Here is a 22,084-nt window from a genome sequence, read left to right on the forward strand (position 1 = left end):
AATGTACACAAACGCACACAATCGAACAAACACTTTTTTGGCAACACTCAAGCGGCGGCGCTCGTCTAGACTGAAAGTGACATCACAGATAAGGGATTATGACGCGATGACCTCCGCCGTGCTTTATACGCTGTTTCCCGCCGCAGCCACCGTCGTCGGCGCAGCGATGGCGCTCTATCGCCGCCCCGGCGACGCCGCGATGCGCGTCATCCATCACTTTACCGCCGGCATCGTGTTCGCCGCCGCCGCCACCGAAATCTTGCCCGATCTCAAACAGCAGTCGCCTTTGGCGGTGTTGCTGGGCGGCGCTGTGGGGGTGCTGTTAATGTTGCTGGTTCGGCGGCTGGGCGAAAAAGCGCAGGGGCCGGTCGGTTTTATCGCCGCGGTCGGCGTCGATATCTTTATCGATGGGCTGGTGCTGGGCATTGCCTTCGCGGCCGGCGCCAAAGCCGGCCTGCTGTTGACGCTGGCGTTAACGCTGGAAGTGCTGTTCCTGGGATTGTCGATCGTCGGCGATTTGCAAGACTTTCTCGGCAGGCGGCTGCGCGTCATGGCGGCGATAGTTGGCCTGGCGCTGCTGTTGCCCATCGGCGGCCTGCTGGGGGCGCCGGTGGCCATGCTGGGCGCATTTTGGCTGACCGCCTTTCTGGCCTTTGGCCTGATCGCCCTGCTCTACCTGGTGACCGAAGAGCTGCTGGTCGAAGCGCATGAAGGCGGAAAGGAAACCCCGTTCGCCGCCGCGATGTTCTTTGCCGGCTTCCTGCTGCTGTTGCTGTTGGAAGAAGGTTTAGGATAAAAAAAACAGGAATTTCATGGCGCATGCCGCCCGGTGGCAACGCTTTGGCTATACTGAGGCAAGCGAAGTTACCGCAGACGTAACAGCTTGGGCGTAAAGGGAAAACGATGTTATTGACGATCGCAAGGTGGCTGTTTCAATTACCCGGGAAGCTGTTTGGGCTGATTTTTAAAAATCGCCTGAGGGTATTTCTGTTCTTCATGCTGGTCGCCCTCGGGGTGCTCGGCGTCAAGCGCTATCTGCTCACCCACCAGTATGACGACGAATTCAGCCTCGCCGCCCCCACCGATTACAACCGCGCCATCAAGCGCGAAATGCCGCAGCGCGAAGCGCGTGAGCAATGCGGCGGGCCGCTGCACGATAATGCCGGGCAACCCTGGCCCGCGTCAGCCGGCTATCTGCATCAGCCGACCGGCCTGCCCGCAACCGGCCTGCATCGGCTGACGCTGGACAATCAAGGCAACGATTTCGCGGTGTTGGTCAAAATGGAAACGCCCGCCGCGCCGCAGCAGCTGGCGGAAGTCTTTATTCCGGCCGCCGGCAGCTTCGAGGTTAAAATGAATGCGGATGCGGAACACGTGATGAAAATCAAGAACATCAAGACCGGCTGCATGTTCCGCTCCCGGCCGTTCAACCTGGATAAACGGACCGATTGGCGCATACCGTTATCGCTGCAAAAGGACGGCAGCCTGCAGCTGCAGTCGATAGGCGATCGGCAATTCTGATCGGGCGCCGGGCAGAGTCGCCGGCGCCGCAGAGGTTACTTTTTCACCGGGTGATCGCGGCGGAACAGCTCCCAACTTTCAATTTCCTGCCCATTCGGCAGCGTACAGGTCGAATACTGGCCCGCCGCGTTTTCTTTGGCGTTCAGCTTGCCGCCGATTTTGGTGCAATACACGTCGGCCGGGTTCGCCATGCCGATCGGTTTCACCTGCGGCGGTGGCGGCGCATCGTTGGATTTCACGGAACACCCCTGCAACATCGTCATCCCTGCCAGCAGGGAAAGCATCAACGTTTTTTTCATTTTTCCAGCTTATGCAAAATACCCACGGCGGAACGCTCCGCCGTGGGTTGATCATGAAATAAAGGATTTGCCCTGTTTCAGCACCAGATCGCAGGCTTTTTGTTTCACCTTCTCGGTGATCTGCGAGGTGCCCAGGCTGTTGAGATCCAGGCTCTTGCCTTCACCGGTCTGCAGCAAGCCGCCCAGGCCCTGCTGATAATCCTGGCTCTTGGCGTTTTCAGTGCTGGTGATGCCCAGTTTGCTGAGCAACTGATCTTTCACCCCTTCGGCGCCGTTAGCCGACAGCACGTTGTTTTTCACACAGTATTGCAGGATGCCGGCGGCGTTGGTCATGCTGCTGGAGCTTAACGCCTTGTCGCCGCCGTTCAGCAGGCCGGTCAACGAGGAGAGCGACATGCCGCCGCCGCTTTCGCCGCCAGACTTGCTCAGTTCGCCCGCCGCGCTGTTGAGAGAATCCATCAGACCGGCGGCCTGGGTGGCGCCGCTGGCCAGGGTCGCGGACAGCGCCAAAGCCAGCAGTAAACGATGTTTGGTGATCATAGTGATAAAACTCCTGTAAGAACGGCATGCAATCGGCGCAGCGCGCCGGGATACCTCTCCGACGCCGCCTGCGGCGACAAGTTCCTTTTATCTCACCGCCGCGCCGTTTTTCGGAATTCAGGAAGTTTAGAACTGCCAGCGCAGCCAGGCGAAGAACACGTTGCCGTTGTTATAGGTGCCGGGAATATAGGTCGCCTGGAACGTCAGCCGCTGATAGCCGATAGAAGCCAGCGGCAGCGGCGCCGGGATAGGGATATATTTCCAGTTATCGCGCGCGGTGACGCTGGCGGTGAAACCCAGCCCCAGGCGGAAATCCTTGTCATCCAACGGACGCCAGATCTTCTCGTAGGCGTAGCCGCCGATCGGCTCCCACTTGTTGAAGGAGTCCTTGAACGCCATGATGTAGATGCCGTGCCAGTCACCGTCGCTGTCGTAGCGGGAGATGCCGTAACCGGCGCCCCACGGGCGCTCGTTGTACTTATCGATATGTTCGTCATCGTAAGTCCAACGGTTATGCCAGGTGATGGCCGGAATATAGAGATCGTGGTTCGGCGAATTGTTCCAGGTCTCCGACACGTTATGGGTAAAGCGCTGCCATAGACCCGGTTTTTCGGCCTGCGCGGTATTGCCACTTTCTGTACTAACCTCAGCGTAAGAAGGCAGTGCAGGAAATATCAACGCCAGAGAACATGCCAACAGAGTCCGTTTGAGAAACATGGTAAAGCTCCTGTAAAAATACGGCCGAAGATTTTTACCGATAGCCCAGGCAAGATCAAGCTGTATCCAATTTATCCAACGCCCGTTTCGCCTTGGTTAAGCTTAGCATCGGAAAATTCGCATTGGTTTATAACGGGTTGCACCGACATCTGCATGTTAGCGCCTTTCGGACGGCAAAACCGTGGGAAAAGTCCGCTTTGTCGTTCGCTACTCGCGGGCCAGGTGCTTGACCAACACATCGACATCGAGGCGGTTCACGAACGCCAGAGAATAAGGCCGAACAGTCGATTTTAAAACGCCGAAGGGTGACGCGCAGCAACGGCAACCCATCACGCTCGTCGTGGATCAGCACCAGCACATGTCGATAGCTTTTCATGGCTATTTCCCCCTCAGACGACCCCCGCTGGGACGCAGGCCCTTTGGTAGGTATACGCCATCCAGGCGCACGTAGAGAAAAGTTTACGTATAGGCCCCACGGAATGTGATGGTCGCCACGTTATATTAGCGCCCGTAATGACGCTTTTTTACGCCGGCCCGAGGCGGCGCGCATTGCAGCCCCGTAAAGTAAAACTGACAACACGACGCGAATAAAAAAGCGACATTGTTAATTTTTTGTTTTTGATTGGTTGCGCGATGGTTTCATGAAATAAGCGTGCGGCGGATCACCAAAATGCCTCTTTGCGCCGGCTTCTGCCTTTATTTACCAGCAAAAGAGCGTTACGCCACCCGATGGGATTTAACGCGGCGTCAAAAGTACCGGATGATTCGCCCTGCATCATGATAAATGCCAATACGCCGCCATTTTTCTGTCGATATACCGCCAGGGAAAAATACCGCACCGTCCTCCTGCATAATAACCACACTATTTATACATTATTCAATCGCGTAAAGCGCCGAATACAAACCGCCGATTCATCGGCTGCCACGCCTGTCTTGAACAAGCCGACACTTTAAATAACTGTTAATGCTAACGACACAACATCGCCAGCAATTTATTTTTGCTGATTTTCGCCTGACAAAATAAAGATAAATAATTCGGAGCAATCAATGAAAATAACTATCGGGTCATTCATTCTGCAACAGCTTCACGCCCTGAACGTCGATCGTATTTACGGCGTGCCCGGCGACTATAATCTCAGCCTGCTGGAGCTGCTGGAAAACGACGAGCGGCTGGCGTTTGTCGGCAACTGCAATGAATTGAACGCCTCCTACGCCGCCGACGGTTACGCCCGCATGAAAGGCGCCGGCGCGCTGATCGTCACCTACGGCGTCGGCGATCTGGCCGCGCTGTCCGGCATCGCCGGGGCCTATGCCGAATCCTCGCCGGTTATCTGCATCGCCGGCACGCCGCCGCTGCATGCGATGAAAAATCACCAGCTCTTGCACCATACCCTGGGCGATGGCAATTTCGACAACGTCATGAACTGCTTTAAACAATTCACCGTTGCACAAGCCTTGATTACGCCGGAAAATGCCGCACAAGAAATCCCACGCGTTATTTCCCGCGCCTGGATAGAGAAGAAGCCGGTGTATTTACAGCTGCCGTCGGATATTTGCGATGTGGAAATTGAAATCGCCGCGGCGGCGACGGCACCGCAATTACCGGCCAGCGATAAATACAATGTGCAATTAGCGGCGATGGCGCTGTTAACCAAAATCAAACGCGCCCAGCGCCCAATCATGTTGGTCGATCAAATGGTGGATCGCTACCAGTTGCAGCAGTTGGTCATCGCGGTCGCTCACCGCTTCGCCATTCCGCTGACCAATATGCCCACCGCCAAATGCATTATCCCGGAAAACACCGCCGGTTGGATGGGCGGCTACAGCGGCAATCTGTCGCGCCCCGAACTGTATGAACACATGGCCCACTCGGACTGCGTGCTGAGCTTCGGCGTGCGTTTGGTGGATTCCACCACCGGCTATTTCTCCCAGCACATTCCCGCCGCCGCTCAGGTGGACATCCAACCGTTCTCAATGAAGCTGGACAACACCTCCTACCCGGCGGTGTCGACGGCGGATCTGCTGCAGGCGCTGTTGGATCTGAGCGAAGACGCGCCGGCGCAGCCCCTGGCGCCGTTGGCCAGCCCGCATGAGAAGCTGGCGACGCCGAGCGACGCGCCTATCGACCAGGCCTATCTGTGGCGGCGCATCCAACGCTTCATCCGGGCGGATGACGTGGTGGTGGTGGAAAACGGCACCTCCGGCGCGGCCATCGGCGGCATGCGCATGCCGGACGGCGTCAAGGTGGTCAACCAACCGATTTGGGGCTCGATCGGCTATACCCTGCCGGCGCTGCTCGGCACCCTGATGGCGGCCCCTGAACGCCGCCACCTGCTGTTCATCGGCGACGGCTCTTTCCAGTTGACTGCGCAGGAAGTGTCCACCCTGCTGCGCTGCGAGCAAAAGCCGATCATCTTCCTGATCAATAACGACGGCTACACCATCGAACGCTATATCCTCGGCGAAAGCTCGTCCTACAACGACATCAGCCCGTGGGACTACGCCAAACTGCCGGCGGTGCTGAATACTCGATCGCAGCCGTTCAGCGTGGCGGTGGAAACCACGCAACAGCTGGAAATGGCCCTGGAACACGCCTCGCGGCAGGATCGGCTGGCGTTTATCGAGGTGAAAGTGCCGATGATGGACACGCCGCCGGTGATGAAAGAGTTCTGCAACCGTTGCAACAGCTTTAACTTCGGCCTGACCAACCCGCGCCGCAGCGCCTGATGCGCGATCGCGCCGCCGGTGACTCAGGCCACCTGCGGCGTTTTCTTTAGGGTTAACCGCCGGCGCGCGCCATGCAGCGCTGGCGGCGTTCATCCACCCGCTTGGCGAACCAGGCGGTAGTCAACTTACGGGTGATTTTCGGGCTTTCCAGTTGGATGCCCGGCAGCATCTCGCGCGGCAGCTTGCCGCCCGCCAGCGCATAGACCTTCTTATACAGGTCGGTATCGGCAAAGTCGGCCGTGTCGCCTTTCTCCAGCGCCCGGCGAATGGCGTTGTCGCTCATGTTCAGGCGCTTGCCGAGCGTGCGCACCGCCAGCTCGGTGGAGCCGGGCTTGTCGCTGCCAAAGTCGATCAGATCGCCGTCCAGCGCCAGCGGAATGGCGCTCGCCCGGCTGACCGCGTTTTGGAACGCCGCGTTGCGGCTGGCGTACCAGCCGGCGTTGAAGTCAGCAAAGCGGTAAATTGGCCGGCTATAGTCGGCCGGGTACCCCAGCAAATGCATAATGCCGAAGTACATGCCGCCGCGTCGGCTGAAGACTTCGCGCCGAATCGAACCGTCAACCGGATAAGGATACCCTTTGGCATGCGCCTCAGCGAAGGCGACGCTCACCTGCATCGGGCCGCCGGTATGAACCGGGTTCAAATGGCCGAACAGCTTCTGCCCCATCGGCACGCGGTCGATCATGTCATCGAAGATATCGCTCAGATCCTTTTCGGTGCGCACCTTATCCAGGCGCTCGCTGTAGCTCTGGCCGTTCGACGACGAGATCTTCAACGCGGTATGCACCAAAAAGTTCGGGATATGCATCTGATCGGCGCGGCGGTCGATCTCTTTCCAGGCGATCTTCGGCAGCCCCGGCACCTGCGGGTTAGCCTGGAACGTCGACTCCTGTTCGGTGACCGCCAGCACCGAGCACAGGTTCTCATCGCTCGGCTCGATGCCCTGCGCGGCGAACGCGGCGGTGATATCGGTGGCCCAACCCTGACGATCGCCGGCATTGGCCGGGATCAGCGTCATCAGTCGCGCTTTGACGTCGGCGGGGCGCGCCGCCGGCGAGGTGGTGGTGGTTTTGCTGGTACAGCCCGCCAGCGCCAGCAGCGCGGCCAGGCTCAGCAAACGGAGGGGCTTCGGGTGGCATAAACGGCGTATCGACATCTTTTCCCTGAACGTGATGACATGAACAGCACTGAAATTAGCCCAGCCGCCGCGCACAATCCAGTATAAAGATCTCGCCGCGCCTTTCCTTCAGGCTGCTATGTTCAAACGAACTATAAAGATGTATTTTATATGCATCATATAAATCACTTTGCTTGCCCAGCCAGAGGAGCCCCCTATGGAGCAGCAGTTGCTTTGCTATAAAACCCTGCCGGAATGGAACAGCGACACGCTGCCGGAAGCCTTTCGTCAGCGCCACAACACCCAGAGCGGCACCTGGGCGAAGCTCACCGTGCTGAGCGGCAGCCTGACGTTCGCCATGATGACCGAAGACGGCGCCACCACCGAGACCTGGCAGTTCAGCCCTGAAAGCCAGCCGCCGTTTATCGCCCCCCAACAGTGGCATCGCATCGTTTCCTTTTCGGACGACATGACCTGCCGGCTGGCGTTTTACTGCACGCCGGAAGATTACTACCACAAGAAATACGACCTGACGCGCACTCACTCGGAAGTGATCGAGGCGGCGGCGCGCATCGCGCCGGGCAAAGCGCTGGATCTGGGCTGCGGCGGCGGGCGCAATTCGCTCTATCTCAATCTGAAAGGTTTCGATGTCACCGCCTGGGACAAGCATGCGCCGTCGATAGCCCGCCTCAATCAGATCGTCGACGCCGAGCAATTAACCCGCCTGAGCGCCAGGGTGCAGGATCTCAACACCCACCGCTTCAGCGGCGAATACGACTTTATCCTGTCCACCGTGGTCTTGATGTTCCTCGAGCGGCAACAGATCCCGCATATCGTGCAAGACATGCAGGACAGCACCGTGCGCGGCGGCCATAACCTGATCGTGGCGGCGATGGATACCGAGGATTATCCCTGCCCGCTGCCGTTCCCGTTTACCTTCCGGCCGGGTGAGCTGAAGCATTATTATCGCGACTGGGAGATCCTCAAATACAACGAAGACGTCGGGCAACTGCACAAGACCGACGCCGCCGGCAACCGCATCTCGCTGCGCTTCGCCACCCTGCTGGCGCGCAAGCTATAGCGCGTCGTGAAAGATAATCCCCAGCGAGTGGCGTTGGCCGGCGCGTATTCGGCTGACGCCGTGGCGCAGATTGACCCGATAACAGCCTTTCGCCCCCGCCACCGGCCGGTGATGCACGGCGAACACCACCGCGTCGCCCTGTTGCAGCGGCACCACCTCCGCCCGGCTCTGCATCCGCGGCCGCTGTTCGGTCAGCACGAACTCGCCGCCGGTGAAGTCCTGCTCGGGGGCGGAGAGCAGAAACGCCACCTGCAGCGGAAACACTCGCTCGCCGTACAGGTCCTGATGCAGACAGTTGTAATCCCCCGTTTCGTAACGCAACAGCAGCGGCGTCGGCCGCCGCTGGCCGGCCCGGTGGCATTCCGCCAGGTAGGTTTCATGTGCGACGGGATAACGCCTCTCCAGCCCCAACAAGGCGTTCCAACGGTTGGCCACCGGCGCCAGCCGCGCATACATCAGGCTGCGCGCTTCGGCCACCGGCGGCGGCAGCGGATAGGCGAAATAGCGGTACTCGCCGCGGCCAAAACCGTGCTTCGCCATCACGATGCGGCTGCGAAAATGCGCATCCTGCGGATAAAGCGCCGAAAGCTCGCGGCACAGCTCTTGGCTGAGCACGCCCGGCAGACGCGCGCAGCCCTGCGCATCGAGTTCACGTTCAATTGCCGCCCAGTCCAATTCGGCCAGCCGGGTCGCCAGCGCGCCGCTCATCGCTGCGCCTCTTTTTCCAGCAACGCTTTCTTGCGATCGACGCCCCAGCGGTAGCCGGACAACGTGCCGTCGTTGCGCACCACCCGGTGGCAGGGGATCGCCACCGCCAGCATGTTGGCGGCGCAGGCGCCGGCTACCGCGCGCACCGCTTTGGGCGCCCCAATGCGCCGAGCGATATCGGCATAGCTGACGGTTTCGCCGACCGGTATCGCCTGCAGCGCCCGCCAAACCCGCTGTTGAAACGCGGTGCCGCGAATATCCAGCGGCAGCGCCAACCCGTTCTCCGGCGCTTCAATCAGGCCCACCACCTGCGCCATCAGCGCTTCATACTGCGCGTCGCCGCCGATCAGCTCGGCGTTGGGGAATTTGTCCTGCAGATCCTGCACCAGCTGCTGCGCATCGTCCCCCAGCAGAATGGCGCAGATGCCCACCTCGCTCTGGGCCGCCAGGATCTCGCCCAGCGAACAGCGCCCGACGGCGAAATGGATGCGCATGCCTTTGCCGCCCGCCCGATAGGCCTTCGGCGTCATGCCCAACGCGGCGTTGGCCTGCTGGTAGAAGCGGCCGTTGGCGCCATAACCGGCGTCGAAGATCGCGTCGGTCACCGTTTCCCGCTGCGTAAGACCGGCGCGTAAGCGTTGGCTGCGCTGCGCGTCGGCGTAGCCTTTCGGCGTCAGGCCGGTGATCGCTTTGAACAGCCGGTGGAAATGGTATTGGCTCAACCCGACGTGGCGCGCCAGCGTCTGCAGCGACGGCGCTTTTTCCGCCTGCTCGATATAGCGGCAGGCCTCAGCTATCTGCCGCGCATGCTGTTCCGTCAGCGGCGTCAGCCCCTGCCGGCAGCGTTTACAGGGCCGATAGCCGGCCGCCTCCGCCTGCTCCGCGTCGTCAAACAGCTCCACGTTTTGCCGATTCGGTTGGCGTGACGGGCAGGAAGGCGAGCAATACACGCCGGTGGTTTTCACCGCGTAGATAAAGCGGCCGTCGGCGTGCTTGTCGCGGCTGACAATCGCCAGCCAGCGCGGATCGGCGCTGTCGATTACGTTTTTCATCATCCGTTCCTCACTGCGGTTTCGATGTTAACCAGCATAGTGACGGGCCGTTGGCGAAACACGCCGACTCTTGCTTTTTAATTCGGCGCCGACGTTTTCAACAATCTTTCGACAATTTTTAACCAACAACATGAAGTTTATTACGTTGCCAACCCGGTTGCACGGCGTTAGGATCGCGGCCGGCCACGGGCGTGGCCAGTGTTTCTGCCTGTTAGTTGCGCGCATGGAGAGGTTATTGTGTTAGAGAGTTTTGGCGTCCTGAATTTATGGACCTATTTGGCCGGGGTGGTCTTCATCATCATTCTGCCGGGGCCGAATACGCTGTACGTGCTGAAAACCGGCATATCGCGCGGCGTGCGCGCCGGCTATACCGCGGCGCTGGGCGTGTTTATCGGCGATGCGATCCTGATCTTTTGCGCCTATATCGGCGTGGCTTCGCTGATCCGCACCACGCCGTTCCTGTTTACCCTGGTGCGTTTTCTCGGCGCGATTTACCTGCTGTTCCTTGGCGCAAAAATCCTCTACGCCACCTTCGTGCAGAAGGCGCAGGCGCAACAGCAACAGATTGAAGGCGGCCACAGCATTCTGCGCAAATCGCTGACGCTGAGCCTGACCAACCCGAAAGCTATTCTGTTTTATGTGTCGTTCTTCGTGCAGTTCATCGATTTCAACTACGCGCACACCGGGCTGTCGTTCACCATTCTGGCGCTGATCCTCGAAGCCGTCAGCTTTATCTACATGAGCACGCTGATCTTCTCCGGCGCGATGCTGGCGCATTTCTTCAACCACAAGAAAGGCCTGGCGAAGCTCGGCAACGGCCTGATCGGCCTGCTGTTCCTCGGTTTCGCCACCCGTCTGGCGACCCTGAGTTCGTAATCCTTCCCGGCCGGCGCCCGCCGGCCGCAGTTTACTGTTCCGTCACGGCAAAATGACACGCAGGACAAATCGAATGTCAGGCAGAGCAAAGCCGCCGCTTTACCGCTGATCTAGACTCTCAGGGTTAACGATAACCTGATGAGCCTGATCGGAGGATGTATGTCTGACAATACCGTAGCCGTGCTGGATAGCGTATCGCGTTTTCTCGATCGTCAGCATGGGCTGTATATCGACGGCCAGTGGCGCGCGTCCGCCGCGGAAGGCCGCCTGGCGGTGTATAATCCCGCCAATGGGCAGCAGATCGCCACCACCGCCGACGCCAATGAACACGATGTCGCGCTGGCGGTGCAGTCCGCCCACAAAGCCTTCAGCGAAGGCGTCTGGGCGCAGCGTCTGCCGGTAGAGCGCGAACGCATCCTGCTGCGCTTCGCCGATCTGGTGGAACAGCACGCCGAAGAGCTGGCGCAGCTCGAAACCCTGGAGCAGGGCAAATCCATCAACATCGCCCGCGCTTTCGAAGTCGGCAGCACCCTGAACTGGATGCGTTACACCGCCGGGCTGGCGACCAAAATCACCGGCCAGACGCTGGACGTCTCCATTCCGATGCCGCCGGGCGCCAAATATCAGGTTTATACCCGCAAAGAGCCGATCGGCGTGGTCGCCGGCATCGTGCCCTGGAACTTCCCGCTGATGATCGGCATGTGGAAAGTGATGCCGGCGCTGGCGGCGGGCTGCTCCATCGTCATCAAGCCGTCGGAAACCACCCCGCTCACCCTGCTGCGCATCGCCGAACTGGCGAGCGAAGCCGGCGTGCCGCCGGGCGTGTTCAACGTGGTCACCGGCCGCGGCACCGTGTGCGGCAAGGCGCTGACCGAACATCCGCTGATCGCCAAAGTCAGCTTTACCGGCTCCACGCCGGTGGGCAAAAGCATCGCGCGCGCGGCGGCGGATCGCCTGACCCGCGTGACGCTGGAGCTGGGCGGCAAAAACCCGGCCATCGTGCTGAAAGATGCCGATCCGCAGCAGGTGATCGAAGGCCTGATGCTCGGCAGTTTCCTCAACCAAGGGCAGGTGTGCGCCGCCAGCTCGCGAATTTATATTGAAGCACCGATTTATGATCGGCTGGTGGCCGGATTCGAACAGGCGGTGAAATCGCTGTCGGTCGGGCCGGGGATGGATACCGGCGCGCAAATCAACCCGCTGGTGTCGCTCGCGCACCGCAACAAGGTGGCGGCCTACCTGGACGACGCCCGGGCGAAAAACGCCGAGCTTATCGGCGGCGCGGCCGGGCCGGACGCCAACGGCTTCTACATTCCGCCGACGCTGGTGATCAACCCGGACGATCGGCTGAACCTGACGCGCGAGGAAGTGTTCGGCCCGGTGGTCAACCTGATCCGGGTGGCGAGCGCCGAAGAGGCGCTGAGCAAGGCCAATGACACCGACTTCGGGCTGACCGCCAGCCTGTGGACCACCAGCCTGCAGCAGGCGATGGCGCTGACGCCGCGCATTCAGGCCGGCACCGTGTGGGTCAACACCCATACGCTGATCGACCCGAACATGCCGTTCGGCGGGTTCAAACAGTCGGGCAGCGGCCGTGATTTCGGCCCGGATTGGCTGGATGCCTACACCGAGTCGAAATCGGTCTGCATCCGCTATTGAGTGCAGCGGCGCGGGCCTAGCCCGCGCCCTGACTTATTGATACTGTCGACGGTACTCGCTCGGCGACATGCCGAAACGCTGCTTGAAAGCGGTCGAGAAATGGCTGTGATCGGCGAAGCCCCAGTCAAGGCCAATGCCGGCCAGCTTTTCCTGCCCGGCGGCGCTGCGCAGCGCCTGCGCGCACAGATCCAGCCTGCGGTTCCTGATGTACTGCGCCACCACCAGCCCCTGACGGGCGAACAGCCGATACAGGCTGCGTAACGATACCCCCAGCTCGGCCGCTACCCACTCAGGACGCAGCTGCGCCGACTGAATATGCCTGTCGATCAGCGCCAGCGCCTTGTCAAAGACCGGGTGTTGCCCCTCCGGCCGCGCCTGTTCGAGCGCCAGAGCCGGGCGCAGCAGCGCCGCCAGCGCATTCAGCACCGCCTCGCTTTCCGCCGCGGCGAGCTGAGGATCCTGCATGCTGCTCAGCACCAGCTGGCGGCTGAGGCGCACCGCGCTCAGCTCCGCCCCCAGACGCTGCGCGCAAGGCGGCGGCAGCGGCAGGCAGCCGCGCGGCAGTAGCAAAGAGATTTGGCGCGAATCGCGCTGGAAGGTGAAGCTGCTGGGCTGTGAGGCATCGATCAGCGTCATGTCGCCGGGAGAGAGCATCGTTTGGCGATCGCCCTGCTCCATCAACGCGCTGCCGCGCAGCTGGAAGACGGTAAAAAAGTGCGCGCCGTCGCTGCGGGCGATTTCACGCGGCGTGCGATACAGCCGGGCCTGGGCCACGTCGACCACGCTCAGACGCAGCGCATGGGCGCGGAACTCCTGCATCGCCCCGCTGAAACCCGGCCCCAGCGTTTTCGCGCAGAACCTGCCGCAGGCGGTGTTGATTTTGCCCAGCCACTCTTCGAAGCCGGCGTCGCGGAGCGTTGCCAATGCCGTCATGATCTCTCCCTTCAAACACCGGCGGCGCTGCGCCGTTGAACAGAAAATCACCATAACAATCCGTTAACACACAATCAATGGCGAGCGGGGGATTTGGCGCCGCGATCACAGATCATCGGGTGCCGAAGGGAGAACCACCTTAAGGCTGTTTGTCCAACAGGTAACGCACCACCGCCGCGTACTCTTTGGCGTAACCTTCAACACTGGTGGCAGCCATGCCGGCATTGTCTATCTTGTATTGGCCGGCCACGTAGAACGACGGGGTGCCGCGCACGTCAAACGCTTTCACCGCTTCATTCTGCTTGGCGATCAACCCTTTGACCAGCAGGCTGTGGCGCGCGTTTTCATAGGTGGCGGCATCGATGCCGGCCGCCGTGAACACCCGCTGTATATCGTCGGCGCTGTTGACGGCGCGCTGTTTCTGCACCGCGTCGAACATCGCCCCTTCAATCTTGTCTTCCACGCCCAGCACCGTCGCCACCGCCCAGGCTTCGGTCAGCGCATTGCCCAGTTTTCCCATCAGGCTGACGTGATATTTGGTGACCTTCTCGCCCGCGGGCAGCGCCTGCGCCACGGTGCTGCCCACACGGTAAGTTTCGGCGAACTGATAACAAGGGCCGCAGTAGAAGGAGAAGAACTCCACCACCGCCGGCGCGGCGGCCACCGGCTTATCCAGCCGGGTGTATTGCTCGCCCGCGCGGTAATCCGCGGCCTGAACCGCGGGCAGCGCCAACATCAATACGACGGCGACGGCGAACGAACGCTTAACTTTTGCCAACATAAACACTCCTGGTTTCATCTATGAACATCGTCCTTAGCGGCGGTTTTTATAATCAAATAACCGCCAGAAGACCAGTTTTTATTACCTTCTATACCCTAAATAATTGGAGTTGCATCACGGCGGCAAGAGCGGGAATCCCCAGTCACTTACTCAAGTAAGTGACTGGGGTGAGCGCTCGCAGTCAACACAGATGCAGCTTCAAGTATGACGGGTATATTTGTGAGGGATTATGTTCAGCGCCCTTCGTAACCGTCCCAGTACGCGCCCACCGCTTCCTGCGAGAACACCTGGCGGCGTTTAGGGTTGTCGGAGCCGCTGTAAGTGCGGTTGATGAAAATGGTTTTGTGTTCCATGTTCTGCTGGAATTCCGGGCTGGCCAGATAGTCAGCCTTTTTCTGCGCCTCGCTGCGCGCCACGCCTGCCGCGCGATCCTTTTTCCCCAGCTGGTAGAACTGTTCGAACATCGGCACGGCGTTCTTAATACTGCCGTTCACATCGGTGCGGAATTGCGGATCGAAATCGTCGCGGGTTTGATAAATGTAGTGCTTGGCATGCAGCTCGGCGCTGCTGAGGTGATGGGTGCAGGCGCTGAGCGCCAACAGCGGCAACAACAGCGCCGCGCTTTTCAGTCTTTTCATGTCGTCTGTCCCTGTCAGTGAGGAAGGTTCCTTTAGCGCCTAGAGCATAGCGCCGGCCCCCGGCGAACGTCAAACGACAAAACGCGCATCACCTTGTTTTATATTAATATTATATACATTGATTGGTATTCATTGCCTGAAACACTATGCTTTAACAGACAGGATAAACACTCACCGACAGCGAGGCGGCCAATGAAACCGATCGACAAAAGCGTGGGAGAGTACGACCTCACGGCGGAAAAAAAAGCGGGCATGATCACCGGCACCATCCGCGGCGAACTGCCGGACAGCGACGCCAACCTGCCGCTGCTGCCCTTCTCCGGCACCTTCGCCGGCCCGAGCGTGGCCGAAGCCATCGCCGATATTCAGCAGCAGTTCCCCGACATCGAACCGGCGATTATCGACGATTTGCGCGAGGAACTGCTGAAGGCCGGGTTCTAAGCCGGATCGCAGTGCCGCACGAACGGGCTGTACACCGGCGCGCCGGGCTTCAGCGCCAGATCGGCGTCAAAATCTTCATTGCGGTTGAACGGCACCACCGGCCAGGCGGAAAACGCGTTCAAACCGTCCCGGTACGCCTGCGTCACCTTCGCCAACGCGGCATTTTGCGCCTGCAGAGCCTCGCCCGCCAACCCGCCGCGCACGCCATAGACCAGGAACGGCTCCAGCACGCTAAAGCCAATATAGTGCAACGCATGCATGATGGGCCACAGCATCAGCCGCATATCGCCGTCACGCCCGTTCGGCGCGCAGGCCTGTGCGGAAGCGCCGGCGGTGACGGTCAGCAGCGCCCGTTTGCCGCGCATTAGGCCGTTCTCATGGCGGTGGCGGCTGTCGTAGATCCCGCCGTAAACGAACACCCGATCCATCCAGCCTTTGATGATGGCCGGCGCGCCGAACCACCAGAAAGGAAACTGCAACACCAGCGTATCCGCCCAGTGCAGCAGCTCGATATGCCGCCGGATCTCCGCCGGCAGCGCCTGAGTCGTCCAGTGATGGCGCTGCTCCTGCATCGCATCAAATCTGTCCGCCTGCTTTCTGCTGGGGTAATGGCCGGCGCTCTCGCGCGGATCAAATCCCTCCTGATACAAATCGACCGTTTTCACCTGATGCCCCTGCGCCAGGCAGGCCTGCCGCGCCTGTTCGGCCAAATGGGCATTGAAGGAATGCGGCTCGGGGTGAGCCAGCACAATCAGCACGTTCATCCTGTTTCTCCCGTTGTAAGGTGGTGCTGCTATGCTGTGGCTTTATCGCACCCTTGGCAATTACGCACCTGAAGGTAACCCCCAATGGCTTATCCCGGCGACGTCTATTCGAGCAAGTGCTCCGCGCGCGATGCGCTGGCGCTGATTTCCGGCAAGTGGGTGATGTTGATCCTGCCTGCGCTGGCGCAGCGGCCAATGCGCAACGGCGAACTGCTGCGCCGCATCGACGGCATTTCGCAGAAGGTGCTGACGCAAACGCTGCGCCAGCTGGAACGCAACGGGCTGCTCGAACGGCTGGATTTAAGTGAAAAGAATCAGGCGCATGTGGAATACCGGCTCAGCGCCGTCGCCTGCTCGCTGGTCGAGACGCTGACGGCGCTGGATAAGTGGGCGGAATACCATTTCCCCGAGCTGGACGCCGCCCGCGAGCGCTATGATGCCGAGCGCAAGCGCGAGACCCAGTAAAGCGGTTTGGCAAGCAACGCGCGGCGCACAGAATGCGCAGGTGAGACGCTTGTTCCCGGTCTCGCCATCCGTTATCTATAGTTAATTCAATTCGCCGGTAACGGCCCACTCCACCTGAGGATCTTGCCTTGACGTTTTTAAAACACCCAATCGCCGCGCTGGTGCTGGCCGGCTGCGGCCTGCTGTCGGCGGGCGGCGCGCTGGCCGCTTCCGATGCGCTGGTGTACTGCACCGTTGCCTCGCCGGAATCGTTCAACCCGCAGCTCTCCAGCTCCGGGCCAACCTTTATCGCCACCTCGCAGGTGCTGTACAACCGCTTGGTGACGCTGCGCGAAAGCGATAAAACGCCCGCCCCGTCGCTGGCCACCGAGTGGAGCGTCAGCCCGGACGGCAAGACCTACACCTTTACCCTGCGCCAGGGCGTGAAATTCAACAGCAACAAATACTTCACCCCAACGCGCGACTTTAACGCCGAAGACGTGGTGTTCACCGTGATGCGGCAGAAGGATCCCGCCAACCCGTATCACAAGGTCTCCGGCGGCAACTATGAATACTTCACCGACATGGGTCTGGATAAGCTGATCACCAAGGTGGAAGCGGTGGACGAACACCACGTGCGCTTCACGCTGAGCCAGCCCAACGCCGCGTTCGTCGCCGACTGGGCGATGGATTTCGCCTCGATCCTGTCCGCCGAGTACGCCGACGCGATGCTGAAAAAGGGCACGCCGGAATACGTCGACAACTGGCCGATCGGCACCGGGCCGTTTGCGCTGCAGCAGTACAAGCAGGATTCGCTGATCCGCTACATCGCCAACCCGCACTACTGGCAGGGCGAAGTGGCCAGCAAGCACCTCATCTTCTCCATCACGCCGGATCCGCAGACCCGGCTGGCCAAGCTGAAAACCAACGAATGCCAGATCATCCCCGCGCCGCTGCCGGAACAGTTCGCCGCCATCAAGGCCGACGGCAACCTGCAGTTGCACGACATTACCGGGCTGAACGTCGGCTATCTGGCGTTCAACACCCAGAAAAAACCGTTCGACAACCTGCTGGTGCGTCAGGCGCTGAGCTACGCGGTAGACAAGAAAGCGATCGTCGCCGCGGTGTTCAAAGACAGCGGCACACCGGCCAATTCGCTGCTGCCGCCGGGCATGCTGGGCTACAACGACAAACTGCCGGAATACGCCTACGATCCGCAGAAGGCGCGCGAGCTGCTGAAGCAGGCCGGGCTGGAGCAGGGCTTTGAAACCGACATCTGGTCGATGCCGGTACAGCGCCCTTACAACCCGAACTCGAAGCGCATCGCCGAGATGATCCAGAGCGACTGGGCGAAGGTGGGCGTGAAGGCCAAGATCGTCACCTGGGAGTGGGGCCAGTATCTGGCCGGGCTGCGCAAAGGCGAGCAGCAGAGCGCGCTGTACGGCTGGGTATCGGACAACGGCGATCCGGACAACTTCGCCACCCTGCTCGGCTGCGCCGGGGTGCAGAGCGGCGCCAACGTGGCGCGCTGGTGCGATAAGGATTACGACCGGCTGATCCAGCAGGCGATCCAGGAGAACCAGCCGCAGGCGCGCGCCAAGCTGTACCAACAGGCGCAGGTGATCTTCGCCAAACAGGCGCCGTGGCTACCGCTGGCCACCGGCAAAGTGTTCTACGCCACCCGCAGCAACCTGAGCGGCTACGTGGTGGACGTGAACGGCAGCGATTTCGCCAAGGCCAAATTGAACTGATCCCAGGCGCCGCAGCGAGGGCTGCGGCGCAACCCGCTTCATCACTTAATAAGCTGCCAGCCTCGGAATCTACCGCCTGTTAACTTCATACCTTACGACGCTCACGGCCTCCCCTGCCGTCAGGCGCATAACCCACTAAACCAATCGCTTAATAAATGAGTTGAGCCTGGCGTTTTGCCTAAATTGCGCGCACGCGCTTTCCTCCGATGTAACATTTCGTTACCATCGGCGCACAGACCCTTTAACATCAAAAGGTAACCCGGTGCAGAACACCTATATGCCGTGGCAAATTCGCCTGCACTGGCTGGTGGCGATCCTGCTGGTCATCACCTGCGTCACCATCGAGCTGCGGGGCTTTGCCGAACCGGGCAGCGCACCGTGGTACGCGCTGGTTGTCACCCACTTCAGCAGCGGCGTGACGGTGTTTGTGCTGATGCTGGCCCGCCTGCTCCTGCGTCGGCGCCACGCCTCGCCCGCCATCGTGCCCAAACCGCCGAAGTGGCAAACCGGCATGGCGCACCTGACGCATACCCTGATTTATCTGCTGCTGCTGACGCTGCCAGTGCTGGGGGTGTATTCGCGCTATCTGGGCGGCAAGGAGTGGTATCTGTTCGGCCTGTCGATGCCGTTCACCGACGTGGCCGATCGGCCGCAGGCGCGGATGATTATCGGCTGGCATAAAACGCTGGCCTTATTCGGCTACTGGCTGATCGGCCTGCATGCCGCCGCCGCGCTGTTCCATCACTACATCGTCAAGGACAATGCGCTGGTGCGCATGCTGCCGTTGCTGAAAAAGCGCTGATTACCCGGCGCCAGGGATGAATTTTCGGGCCACGCCCGCCGACAGGGAATGACATGCAAACCCAATTTTTTAATGTGACCGTCGAACAATGCGCCTGCCAGCAGACGGCGCCCGACAACCTGGTGAGGATCATCGCCTCCGGCCAGACGTTCTTTTTTTACCGTGATGACTTCAGCGACAGCGAAAATCTGCTGGCCACGCTCGCCGCCGGCGATCGGGTGAAGATTGGCGCTCACCGCCTGCGTGACGGCAGCTACTGGCTGCACTGGCTGCTGCACGGCACGAAAGGCCGGCTGGAACCCGACAGAACGCTTAAATACAAGCTGAAATATTTCGCCCTGCTGGTGCTGGGCGCGGCGCTGGCCGGTGGCTTCCCGGCCGCCTTTTTCATCATGGACCAGGAAGATTCCTGGCTGACCATTGTCCTGTTCTTTATCGCCATCATCGCTGGCCTCATCGGCATCGGCATGGTGCTGTTCGTCGGTTCAGAGCTCTTGCTGATCGGGCATCGCGGCCGCAGGCGTCTGCTCAGGGCACTGGATCGCGTGCTGCTGGGGCAAGACGTCACGCCCCCCGATTCGCTCAGCCTGAAAATCCCCGGCATCAGATACCGGGCCGTCCGCAAAGACGCCGTGCCGACGACCGCACCGCTGCAGACCGCACTTCCCCTTCCGGACGGCATCGAGGCCTCCGGCATCGAGACGGTCAACGCCCTGCACTATGAGCTTTACCAGACAGAGTATCGGCAACGCACTTATTCCGTGGATACCTACGCGCTGCAACTGCAGGGGGAGCACTATGCGCTGGCCGTTCGTTCGGTCAACGTCTGGAGCACCAAGCTGCATCCCGTTTTTCGCCGCCGGCACCCGCTCTTTATCGCCCAGGGCGACCCGCTGCAGATTTTGTACCGCCAGGATGACGCCTTGCCGGCCCTGCGTCTGGTGCAAGGGATCATCAATCACCGCGATCGTCAGGCCTACCTGGTCGCCGGCAGCGGCTACTGCAGTGAAGCGGATCTCACGCTGTCCGCACGTGTGATCTTCTCGTGTGGCGCGATCATGATCGCTTTCATGCTCGGCATGTTTCTGTGGGACAACCTCGAGCAACAGGGCTTTTATTGGGACCACTGGGCCCTGGCACAGATCGGCAGTGAACTGCCGCCGCTGCTGTTCTTGTTGCTGATGTCGGTCAGCGGGCTGGCATTGATGATTGAAGCGTTCGGACAGGGCTGCCGCCGCTTCCTCCCCGGCCAACGCCGCGCTTTTCAGGTTTATCGATATCTGAAAAACCTGCGCCACAGGCGGTATCAGCAGGCTCAGGTGACGGAGCTGAAATCATGATGCTGCCGCTCTATAAAAGGCCCCTGATCATTCTGATGCTGTTTCTTTTCAGCGCGCTGGGCTTCTATTTTCTCAGCCCCGAACAGCGCTATGCGCCTTGGCAATGGAACAGCGGCGACGCAGCGTTGCCGCCGGTGGCCGATTATGACTTCATCAAGAATTATCAGGCGGGTGACGGCGCGTTGTTGGTGACCAATAAAAGGGTCGAGGTCTACAACAGACTCGGCTATTTCAACTGGTCAGGAGACTATGTCAGCCAACTGCTGTTCGCCGGCCCGCGGGGGCTGCGGATGTTGGGCCGCCTGCAAGAATCGGTGAACGATGCGGTCTGCAGCGGCCAACGCTGTGTGTTGTTTCTCACCGAAGGACGGCGGCTGGTCGACTTGCAGCGGGGCTCCGTCGGTAAACTGCTGCCCTGGCAAGAGGCTGACAACGACAGTCGCCCCACTCTGGTCAGCGGCAAGCTGGCGGCGCTGCGCTCCAGCGACGGATTATATTTCGTCGGCGCCGAGGGCATCTTCTACAGCCCGGACTTCGGCGCCCATTGGCACCAGACGCTGGATCTGCCGGCGCTGCTGGAAGAACGGCAACTGCTGGGACAGGATCGCGAAGAGAGTGATGCCTCAACGCTCGCTTACGCCAGCGCACGTGCGGCGATGCCCGAAACTTTCACCGCCGTCGATGGCGACCGCGTGCTGTTCTGGATGAACCCTGTCGCCGGTTCCGGCGCTTTGCACATCGTCGTTAACGGCAAAACCGGTGAAGTGACGAGCCAGCATTGGCTGGCGGTGCGCGTGAAGGAAAGCGCGCAATCTCCGGACGGCGGCATCTACCTGATCGCCCAAACGCTGGACAGAGGGCTGTATCAGATCCTGCGCCATCAACCCGACGGGCAGCTGAAAGTGATGCTGGAGACCGGTTACAAGTCGCTGTATCGGCTGTGGGCGGGCAACGACAAGCTGGTCGCCCAAACGGATAACGGCGACGGTCATCTCTCGCTGATTTTCGATCTGCGCTCATCCGAAGTGCGCTACCGGCAGCCGCTGGACTATGTGTACAAAGGGTTGGACGACGCACGCCAAACCGTGATCGAACCGGAAAGCCACTATGGCGATGACGGGGAGACCCCGGCGCTGCCCTACTTCGTTCGCTATCGATCCACCACGCCATGAACATGAGGAACCTGCCATGCTGTTAGGCTATGGCGCCGGCGCCGCCGGCCTGCTGGCGCTGTTGTTGGCGCTGCTGCCCACCGGCATCTTGCTCGCCTGGTGGGGCTGGCGCTACGCCGCCGCCCGCTGCGGCCGCCCGCGGCCGCCGCTCTCCTGGCTCGGCTTTCTGCTGGCCTCGGCGCTGGCGGTCTATCCGGTGGCGTGCGTACTGATGCTTATCGGCATCGCCATCCAGGATATCAAGAGCCAGCGGGCGGAAGAACACTGGAATCGGCGCAGCTACCTGACGCTCGACGAGGCAAAATCGTTCGGTGAAATCACGCTGCCGAAAGGCAGCTGGGTAAACCGGCAGGAGCCGCGCCAGCCCGGCACCGAAGACAGCCCCATCACGATGAACGGTGTGACCGCCGTGCGCTTTCCTCAGCCGCAGAGCGTGGCCGGCGTGCCGATCATCGCCTTCGAGGTTTTACCGCCGGTGATGGAGCTGGCAGGTGCGCATACCTTCACCCGTCCAACCGGCCAAACGGTGCACTGCGAAGCCGGTTGGCTGGTCTCTTTCTCTTTACCGCCGGATAAGCCGACCCCGCAGTGGGAGGAGTGGCAGGCCGGGCTGCCTGCGGCGGCGTTTCGGCCCAGCGACTGGATCTTTAGGGAGTGCTTCTCCGGCAGCCCGATCGCGGTGCTGACCATGCACAACGGCGAAGTCAGAGTGCTGCCTTAA

General features: G+C 60.7%; 23 protein-coding genes. 13 read left to right on the forward strand and 10 right to left on the reverse strand.

Annotated elements, in window-relative coordinates; all coding sequences use genetic code 11:
• Window positions 1-106 precede the first annotated feature (106 nt).
• On the forward strand, window positions 107-796 hold the full coding sequence (locus H7A77_RS09420; RefSeq protein ID WP_164107212.1) for a transporter: 690 nt from the start codon (window positions 107-109) through the stop codon (window positions 794-796).
• A gap of 107 nt (window positions 797-903) precedes the next feature.
• Window positions 904-1,521 carry a hypothetical protein gene (locus H7A77_RS09425; RefSeq protein ID WP_182074089.1) on the forward strand — a complete coding sequence of 206 codons (618 nt, stop codon included), beginning with the start codon at window positions 904-906 and terminating at the stop codon, window positions 1,519-1,521.
• A 35-nt stretch (window positions 1,522-1,556) separates the two neighbouring features.
• On the opposite strand, the gene H7A77_RS09430 is transcribed toward H7A77_RS09425, so the two are convergent.
• The 3 genes from H7A77_RS09430 to pagP form a co-directional block, all read right to left on the reverse strand.
• Window positions 1,557-1,820: a DUF333 domain-containing protein gene (locus tag H7A77_RS09430; RefSeq protein ID WP_019454261.1), complete on the reverse strand. Its 264-nt coding sequence runs from the start codon at window positions 1,818-1,820 to the stop codon at window positions 1,557-1,559.
• Window positions 1,821-1,871: 51 nt separating this feature from the next.
• A complete protein-coding gene (locus tag H7A77_RS09435; protein ID WP_033651046.1) occupies window positions 1,872-2,360 on the reverse strand; it encodes a DUF2501 domain-containing protein in 489 nt (162 codons plus the stop codon).
• 126 nt (window positions 2,361-2,486) lie between these two features.
• Window positions 2,487-3,077, reverse strand: coding sequence for a lipid IV(A) palmitoyltransferase PagP (gene pagP / locus H7A77_RS09440; protein WP_033642007.1), 591 nt, complete (start codon window positions 3,075-3,077; stop codon window positions 2,487-2,489).
• Window positions 3,078-4,124: 1,047 nt separating this feature from the next.
• Between pagP and H7A77_RS09445 the strand changes: the two genes are divergently transcribed.
• A complete protein-coding gene (locus H7A77_RS09445) occupies window positions 4,125-5,804 on the forward strand; it encodes an alpha-keto acid decarboxylase family protein (RefSeq protein WP_033642005.1) in 1,680 nt (559 codons plus the stop codon).
• A gap of 52 nt (window positions 5,805-5,856) precedes the next feature.
• Here the strand turns inward: H7A77_RS09445 and H7A77_RS09450 are convergent, their stop codons facing one another.
• Window positions 5,857-6,960, reverse strand: coding sequence for a DUF1615 domain-containing protein (locus H7A77_RS09450; protein ID WP_182074090.1), 1,104 nt, complete (start codon window positions 6,958-6,960; stop codon window positions 5,857-5,859).
• A gap of 178 nt (window positions 6,961-7,138) precedes the next feature.
• On the opposite strand from H7A77_RS09450, the gene tehB reads away from it, so the two are divergent.
• Entirely contained in the window at window positions 7,139-8,002 is an 864-nt protein-coding gene (gene tehB, locus H7A77_RS09455; protein WP_147838744.1) for an SAM-dependent methyltransferase TehB, read from the forward strand.
• Here the strand turns inward: tehB and H7A77_RS09460 are convergent.
• Window positions 7,997-8,710: a 2OG-Fe(II) oxygenase gene (locus H7A77_RS09460; RefSeq protein ID WP_147838745.1), complete on the reverse strand. Its 714-nt coding sequence runs from the start codon at window positions 8,708-8,710 to the stop codon at window positions 7,997-7,999. The genes tehB and H7A77_RS09460 overlap by 6 nt on opposite strands.
• Window positions 8,707-9,762, reverse strand: coding sequence for a bifunctional DNA-binding transcriptional regulator/O6-methylguanine-DNA methyltransferase Ada (ada, locus tag H7A77_RS09465; protein WP_042783753.1), 1,056 nt, complete (start codon window positions 9,760-9,762; stop codon window positions 8,707-8,709). Before ada ends, H7A77_RS09460 begins: the two co-directional genes overlap by 4 nt.
• Before the next feature lie 237 nt (window positions 9,763-9,999).
• Here ada and leuE point away from each other — a divergent pair, with 237 nt between their 5' ends.
• Entirely contained in the window at window positions 10,000-10,638 is a 639-nt protein-coding gene (leuE, locus tag H7A77_RS09470; RefSeq protein WP_004940625.1) for a leucine efflux protein LeuE, read from the forward strand.
• A 159-nt stretch (window positions 10,639-10,797) separates the two neighbouring features.
• Window positions 10,798-12,297 (forward strand): aldehyde dehydrogenase family protein, encoded by a 1,500-nt coding sequence (locus H7A77_RS09475; RefSeq protein ID WP_016928934.1) that lies wholly within the window; start codon window positions 10,798-10,800, stop codon window positions 12,295-12,297.
• Window positions 12,298-12,330: 33 nt separating this feature from the next.
• On the opposite strand, the gene feaR is transcribed toward H7A77_RS09475, so the two are convergent.
• The 3 genes from feaR to H7A77_RS09490 form a co-directional block, all read right to left on the reverse strand.
• Window positions 12,331-13,230: a transcriptional regulator FeaR gene (feaR, locus tag H7A77_RS09480; protein WP_033644202.1), complete on the reverse strand. Its 900-nt coding sequence runs from the start codon at window positions 13,228-13,230 to the stop codon at window positions 12,331-12,333.
• A 139-nt stretch (window positions 13,231-13,369) separates the two neighbouring features.
• Window positions 13,370-14,011, reverse strand: a complete 642-nt coding sequence (locus H7A77_RS09485) for a DsbA family protein (protein WP_182074091.1) — start codon at window positions 14,009-14,011, stop codon at window positions 13,370-13,372.
• A 233-nt stretch (window positions 14,012-14,244) separates the two neighbouring features.
• Window positions 14,245-14,649 (reverse strand): Exc2 family lipoprotein, encoded by a 405-nt coding sequence (locus H7A77_RS09490; protein WP_033651039.1) that lies wholly within the window; start codon window positions 14,647-14,649, stop codon window positions 14,245-14,247.
• A 192-nt stretch (window positions 14,650-14,841) separates the two neighbouring features.
• On the opposite strand from H7A77_RS09490, the gene H7A77_RS09495 reads away from it, so the two are divergent.
• A complete protein-coding gene (locus H7A77_RS09495; protein ID WP_004940639.1) occupies window positions 14,842-15,090 on the forward strand; it encodes a hypothetical protein in 249 nt (82 codons plus the stop codon).
• Here H7A77_RS09495 and H7A77_RS09500 read toward each other — a convergent pair.
• Window positions 15,087-15,854: an NAD(P)H-dependent oxidoreductase gene (locus H7A77_RS09500; protein ID WP_182074092.1), complete on the reverse strand. Its 768-nt coding sequence runs from the start codon at window positions 15,852-15,854 to the stop codon at window positions 15,087-15,089. The two genes, H7A77_RS09495 and H7A77_RS09500, sit on opposite strands and share 4 nt — an antisense overlap.
• 84 nt (window positions 15,855-15,938) lie before the next feature.
• Here H7A77_RS09500 and H7A77_RS09505 point away from each other — a divergent pair, with 84 nt between their 5' ends.
• The 6 genes from H7A77_RS09505 (at window position 15,939) to H7A77_RS09530 (ending at window position 22,084) form a co-directional block, all read left to right on the forward strand.
• Window positions 15,939-16,319 (forward strand): helix-turn-helix domain-containing protein, encoded by a 381-nt coding sequence (locus tag H7A77_RS09505; protein WP_072628319.1) that lies wholly within the window; start codon window positions 15,939-15,941, stop codon window positions 16,317-16,319.
• A gap of 128 nt (window positions 16,320-16,447) precedes the next feature.
• Complete coding sequence (locus H7A77_RS09510; RefSeq protein ID WP_033641991.1) at window positions 16,448-18,049, forward strand: ABC transporter substrate-binding protein; 1,602 nt, start codon at window positions 16,448-16,450, stop codon at window positions 18,047-18,049.
• A 277-nt stretch (window positions 18,050-18,326) separates the two neighbouring features.
• Entirely contained in the window at window positions 18,327-18,851 is a 525-nt protein-coding gene (gene cybB, locus H7A77_RS09515) for a cytochrome b561 (RefSeq protein ID WP_072628346.1), read from the forward strand.
• Window positions 18,852-18,904: 53 nt separating this feature from the next.
• A complete protein-coding gene (locus H7A77_RS09520; protein WP_182074093.1) occupies window positions 18,905-20,191 on the forward strand; it encodes a hypothetical protein in 1,287 nt (428 codons plus the stop codon).
• Complete coding sequence (locus tag H7A77_RS09525) at window positions 20,188-21,363, forward strand: hypothetical protein (protein WP_255443857.1); 1,176 nt, start codon at window positions 20,188-20,190, stop codon at window positions 21,361-21,363. The genes H7A77_RS09520 and H7A77_RS09525 overlap by 4 nt, the downstream gene beginning before the upstream one ends.
• A gap of 16 nt (window positions 21,364-21,379) precedes the next feature.
• On the forward strand, window positions 21,380-22,084 hold the full coding sequence (locus H7A77_RS09530; RefSeq protein ID WP_182074094.1) for a hypothetical protein: 705 nt from the start codon (window positions 21,380-21,382) through the stop codon (window positions 22,082-22,084).

It is taken from the genome of Serratia sp. ME47, from assembly GCF_903970925.1.
Taxonomy (GTDB): Bacteria; Pseudomonadota; Gammaproteobacteria; order Enterobacterales; family Enterobacteriaceae; genus Serratia; species Serratia ureilytica.

Coding starts and splice junctions, on each gene's coding strand:
- H7A77_RS09505 (WP_072628319.1), top strand. CDS start 15,939: ATGGCTTATCCCGGCGACGTCTATTCGAGCAAGTGCTCCGCGCGCGAT.
- tehB (WP_147838744.1), top strand. CDS start 7,139: ATGGAGCAGCAGTTGCTTTGCTATAAAACCCTGCCGGAATGGAACAGC.
- H7A77_RS09420 (WP_164107212.1), top strand. CDS start 107: ATGACCTCCGCCGTGCTTTATACGCTGTTTCCCGCCGCAGCCACCGTC.
- H7A77_RS09475 (WP_016928934.1), top strand. CDS start 10,798: ATGTCTGACAATACCGTAGCCGTGCTGGATAGCGTATCGCGTTTTCTC.
- H7A77_RS09500 (WP_182074092.1), bottom strand. CDS start 15,854: ATGAACGTGCTGATTGTGCTGGCTCACCCCGAGCCGCATTCCTTCAAT.
- cybB (WP_072628346.1), top strand. CDS start 18,327: ATGCCGTGGCAAATTCGCCTGCACTGGCTGGTGGCGATCCTGCTGGTC.
- H7A77_RS09445 (WP_033642005.1), top strand. CDS start 4,125: ATGAAAATAACTATCGGGTCATTCATTCTGCAACAGCTTCACGCCCTG.
- H7A77_RS09495 (WP_004940639.1), top strand. CDS start 14,842: ATGAAACCGATCGACAAAAGCGTGGGAGAGTACGACCTCACGGCGGAA.
- H7A77_RS09435 (WP_033651046.1), bottom strand. CDS start 2,360: ATGATCACCAAACATCGTTTACTGCTGGCTTTGGCGCTGTCCGCGACC.
- H7A77_RS09525 (WP_255443857.1), top strand. CDS start 20,188: ATGATGCTGCCGCTCTATAAAAGGCCCCTGATCATTCTGATGCTGTTT.
- H7A77_RS09460 (WP_147838745.1), bottom strand. CDS start 8,710: ATGAGCGGCGCGCTGGCGACCCGGCTGGCCGAATTGGACTGGGCGGCA.
- feaR (WP_033644202.1), bottom strand. CDS start 13,230: ATGACGGCATTGGCAACGCTCCGCGACGCCGGCTTCGAAGAGTGGCTG.
- H7A77_RS09430 (WP_019454261.1), bottom strand. CDS start 1,820: ATGAAAAAAACGTTGATGCTTTCCCTGCTGGCAGGGATGACGATGTTG.
- H7A77_RS09490 (WP_033651039.1), bottom strand. CDS start 14,649: ATGAAAAGACTGAAAAGCGCGGCGCTGTTGTTGCCGCTGTTGGCGCTC.
- H7A77_RS09425 (WP_182074089.1), top strand. CDS start 904: ATGTTATTGACGATCGCAAGGTGGCTGTTTCAATTACCCGGGAAGCTG.
- pagP (WP_033642007.1), bottom strand. CDS start 3,077: ATGTTTCTCAAACGGACTCTGTTGGCATGTTCTCTGGCGTTGATATTT.
- H7A77_RS09530 (WP_182074094.1), top strand. CDS start 21,380: ATGCTGTTAGGCTATGGCGCCGGCGCCGCCGGCCTGCTGGCGCTGTTG.
- H7A77_RS09485 (WP_182074091.1), bottom strand. CDS start 14,011: ATGTTGGCAAAAGTTAAGCGTTCGTTCGCCGTCGCCGTCGTATTGATG.
- ada (WP_042783753.1), bottom strand. CDS start 9,762: ATGAAAAACGTAATCGACAGCGCCGATCCGCGCTGGCTGGCGATTGTC.
- H7A77_RS09520 (WP_182074093.1), top strand. CDS start 18,905: ATGCAAACCCAATTTTTTAATGTGACCGTCGAACAATGCGCCTGCCAG.
- H7A77_RS09450 (WP_182074090.1), bottom strand. CDS start 6,960: ATGTCGATACGCCGTTTATGCCACCCGAAGCCCCTCCGTTTGCTGAGC.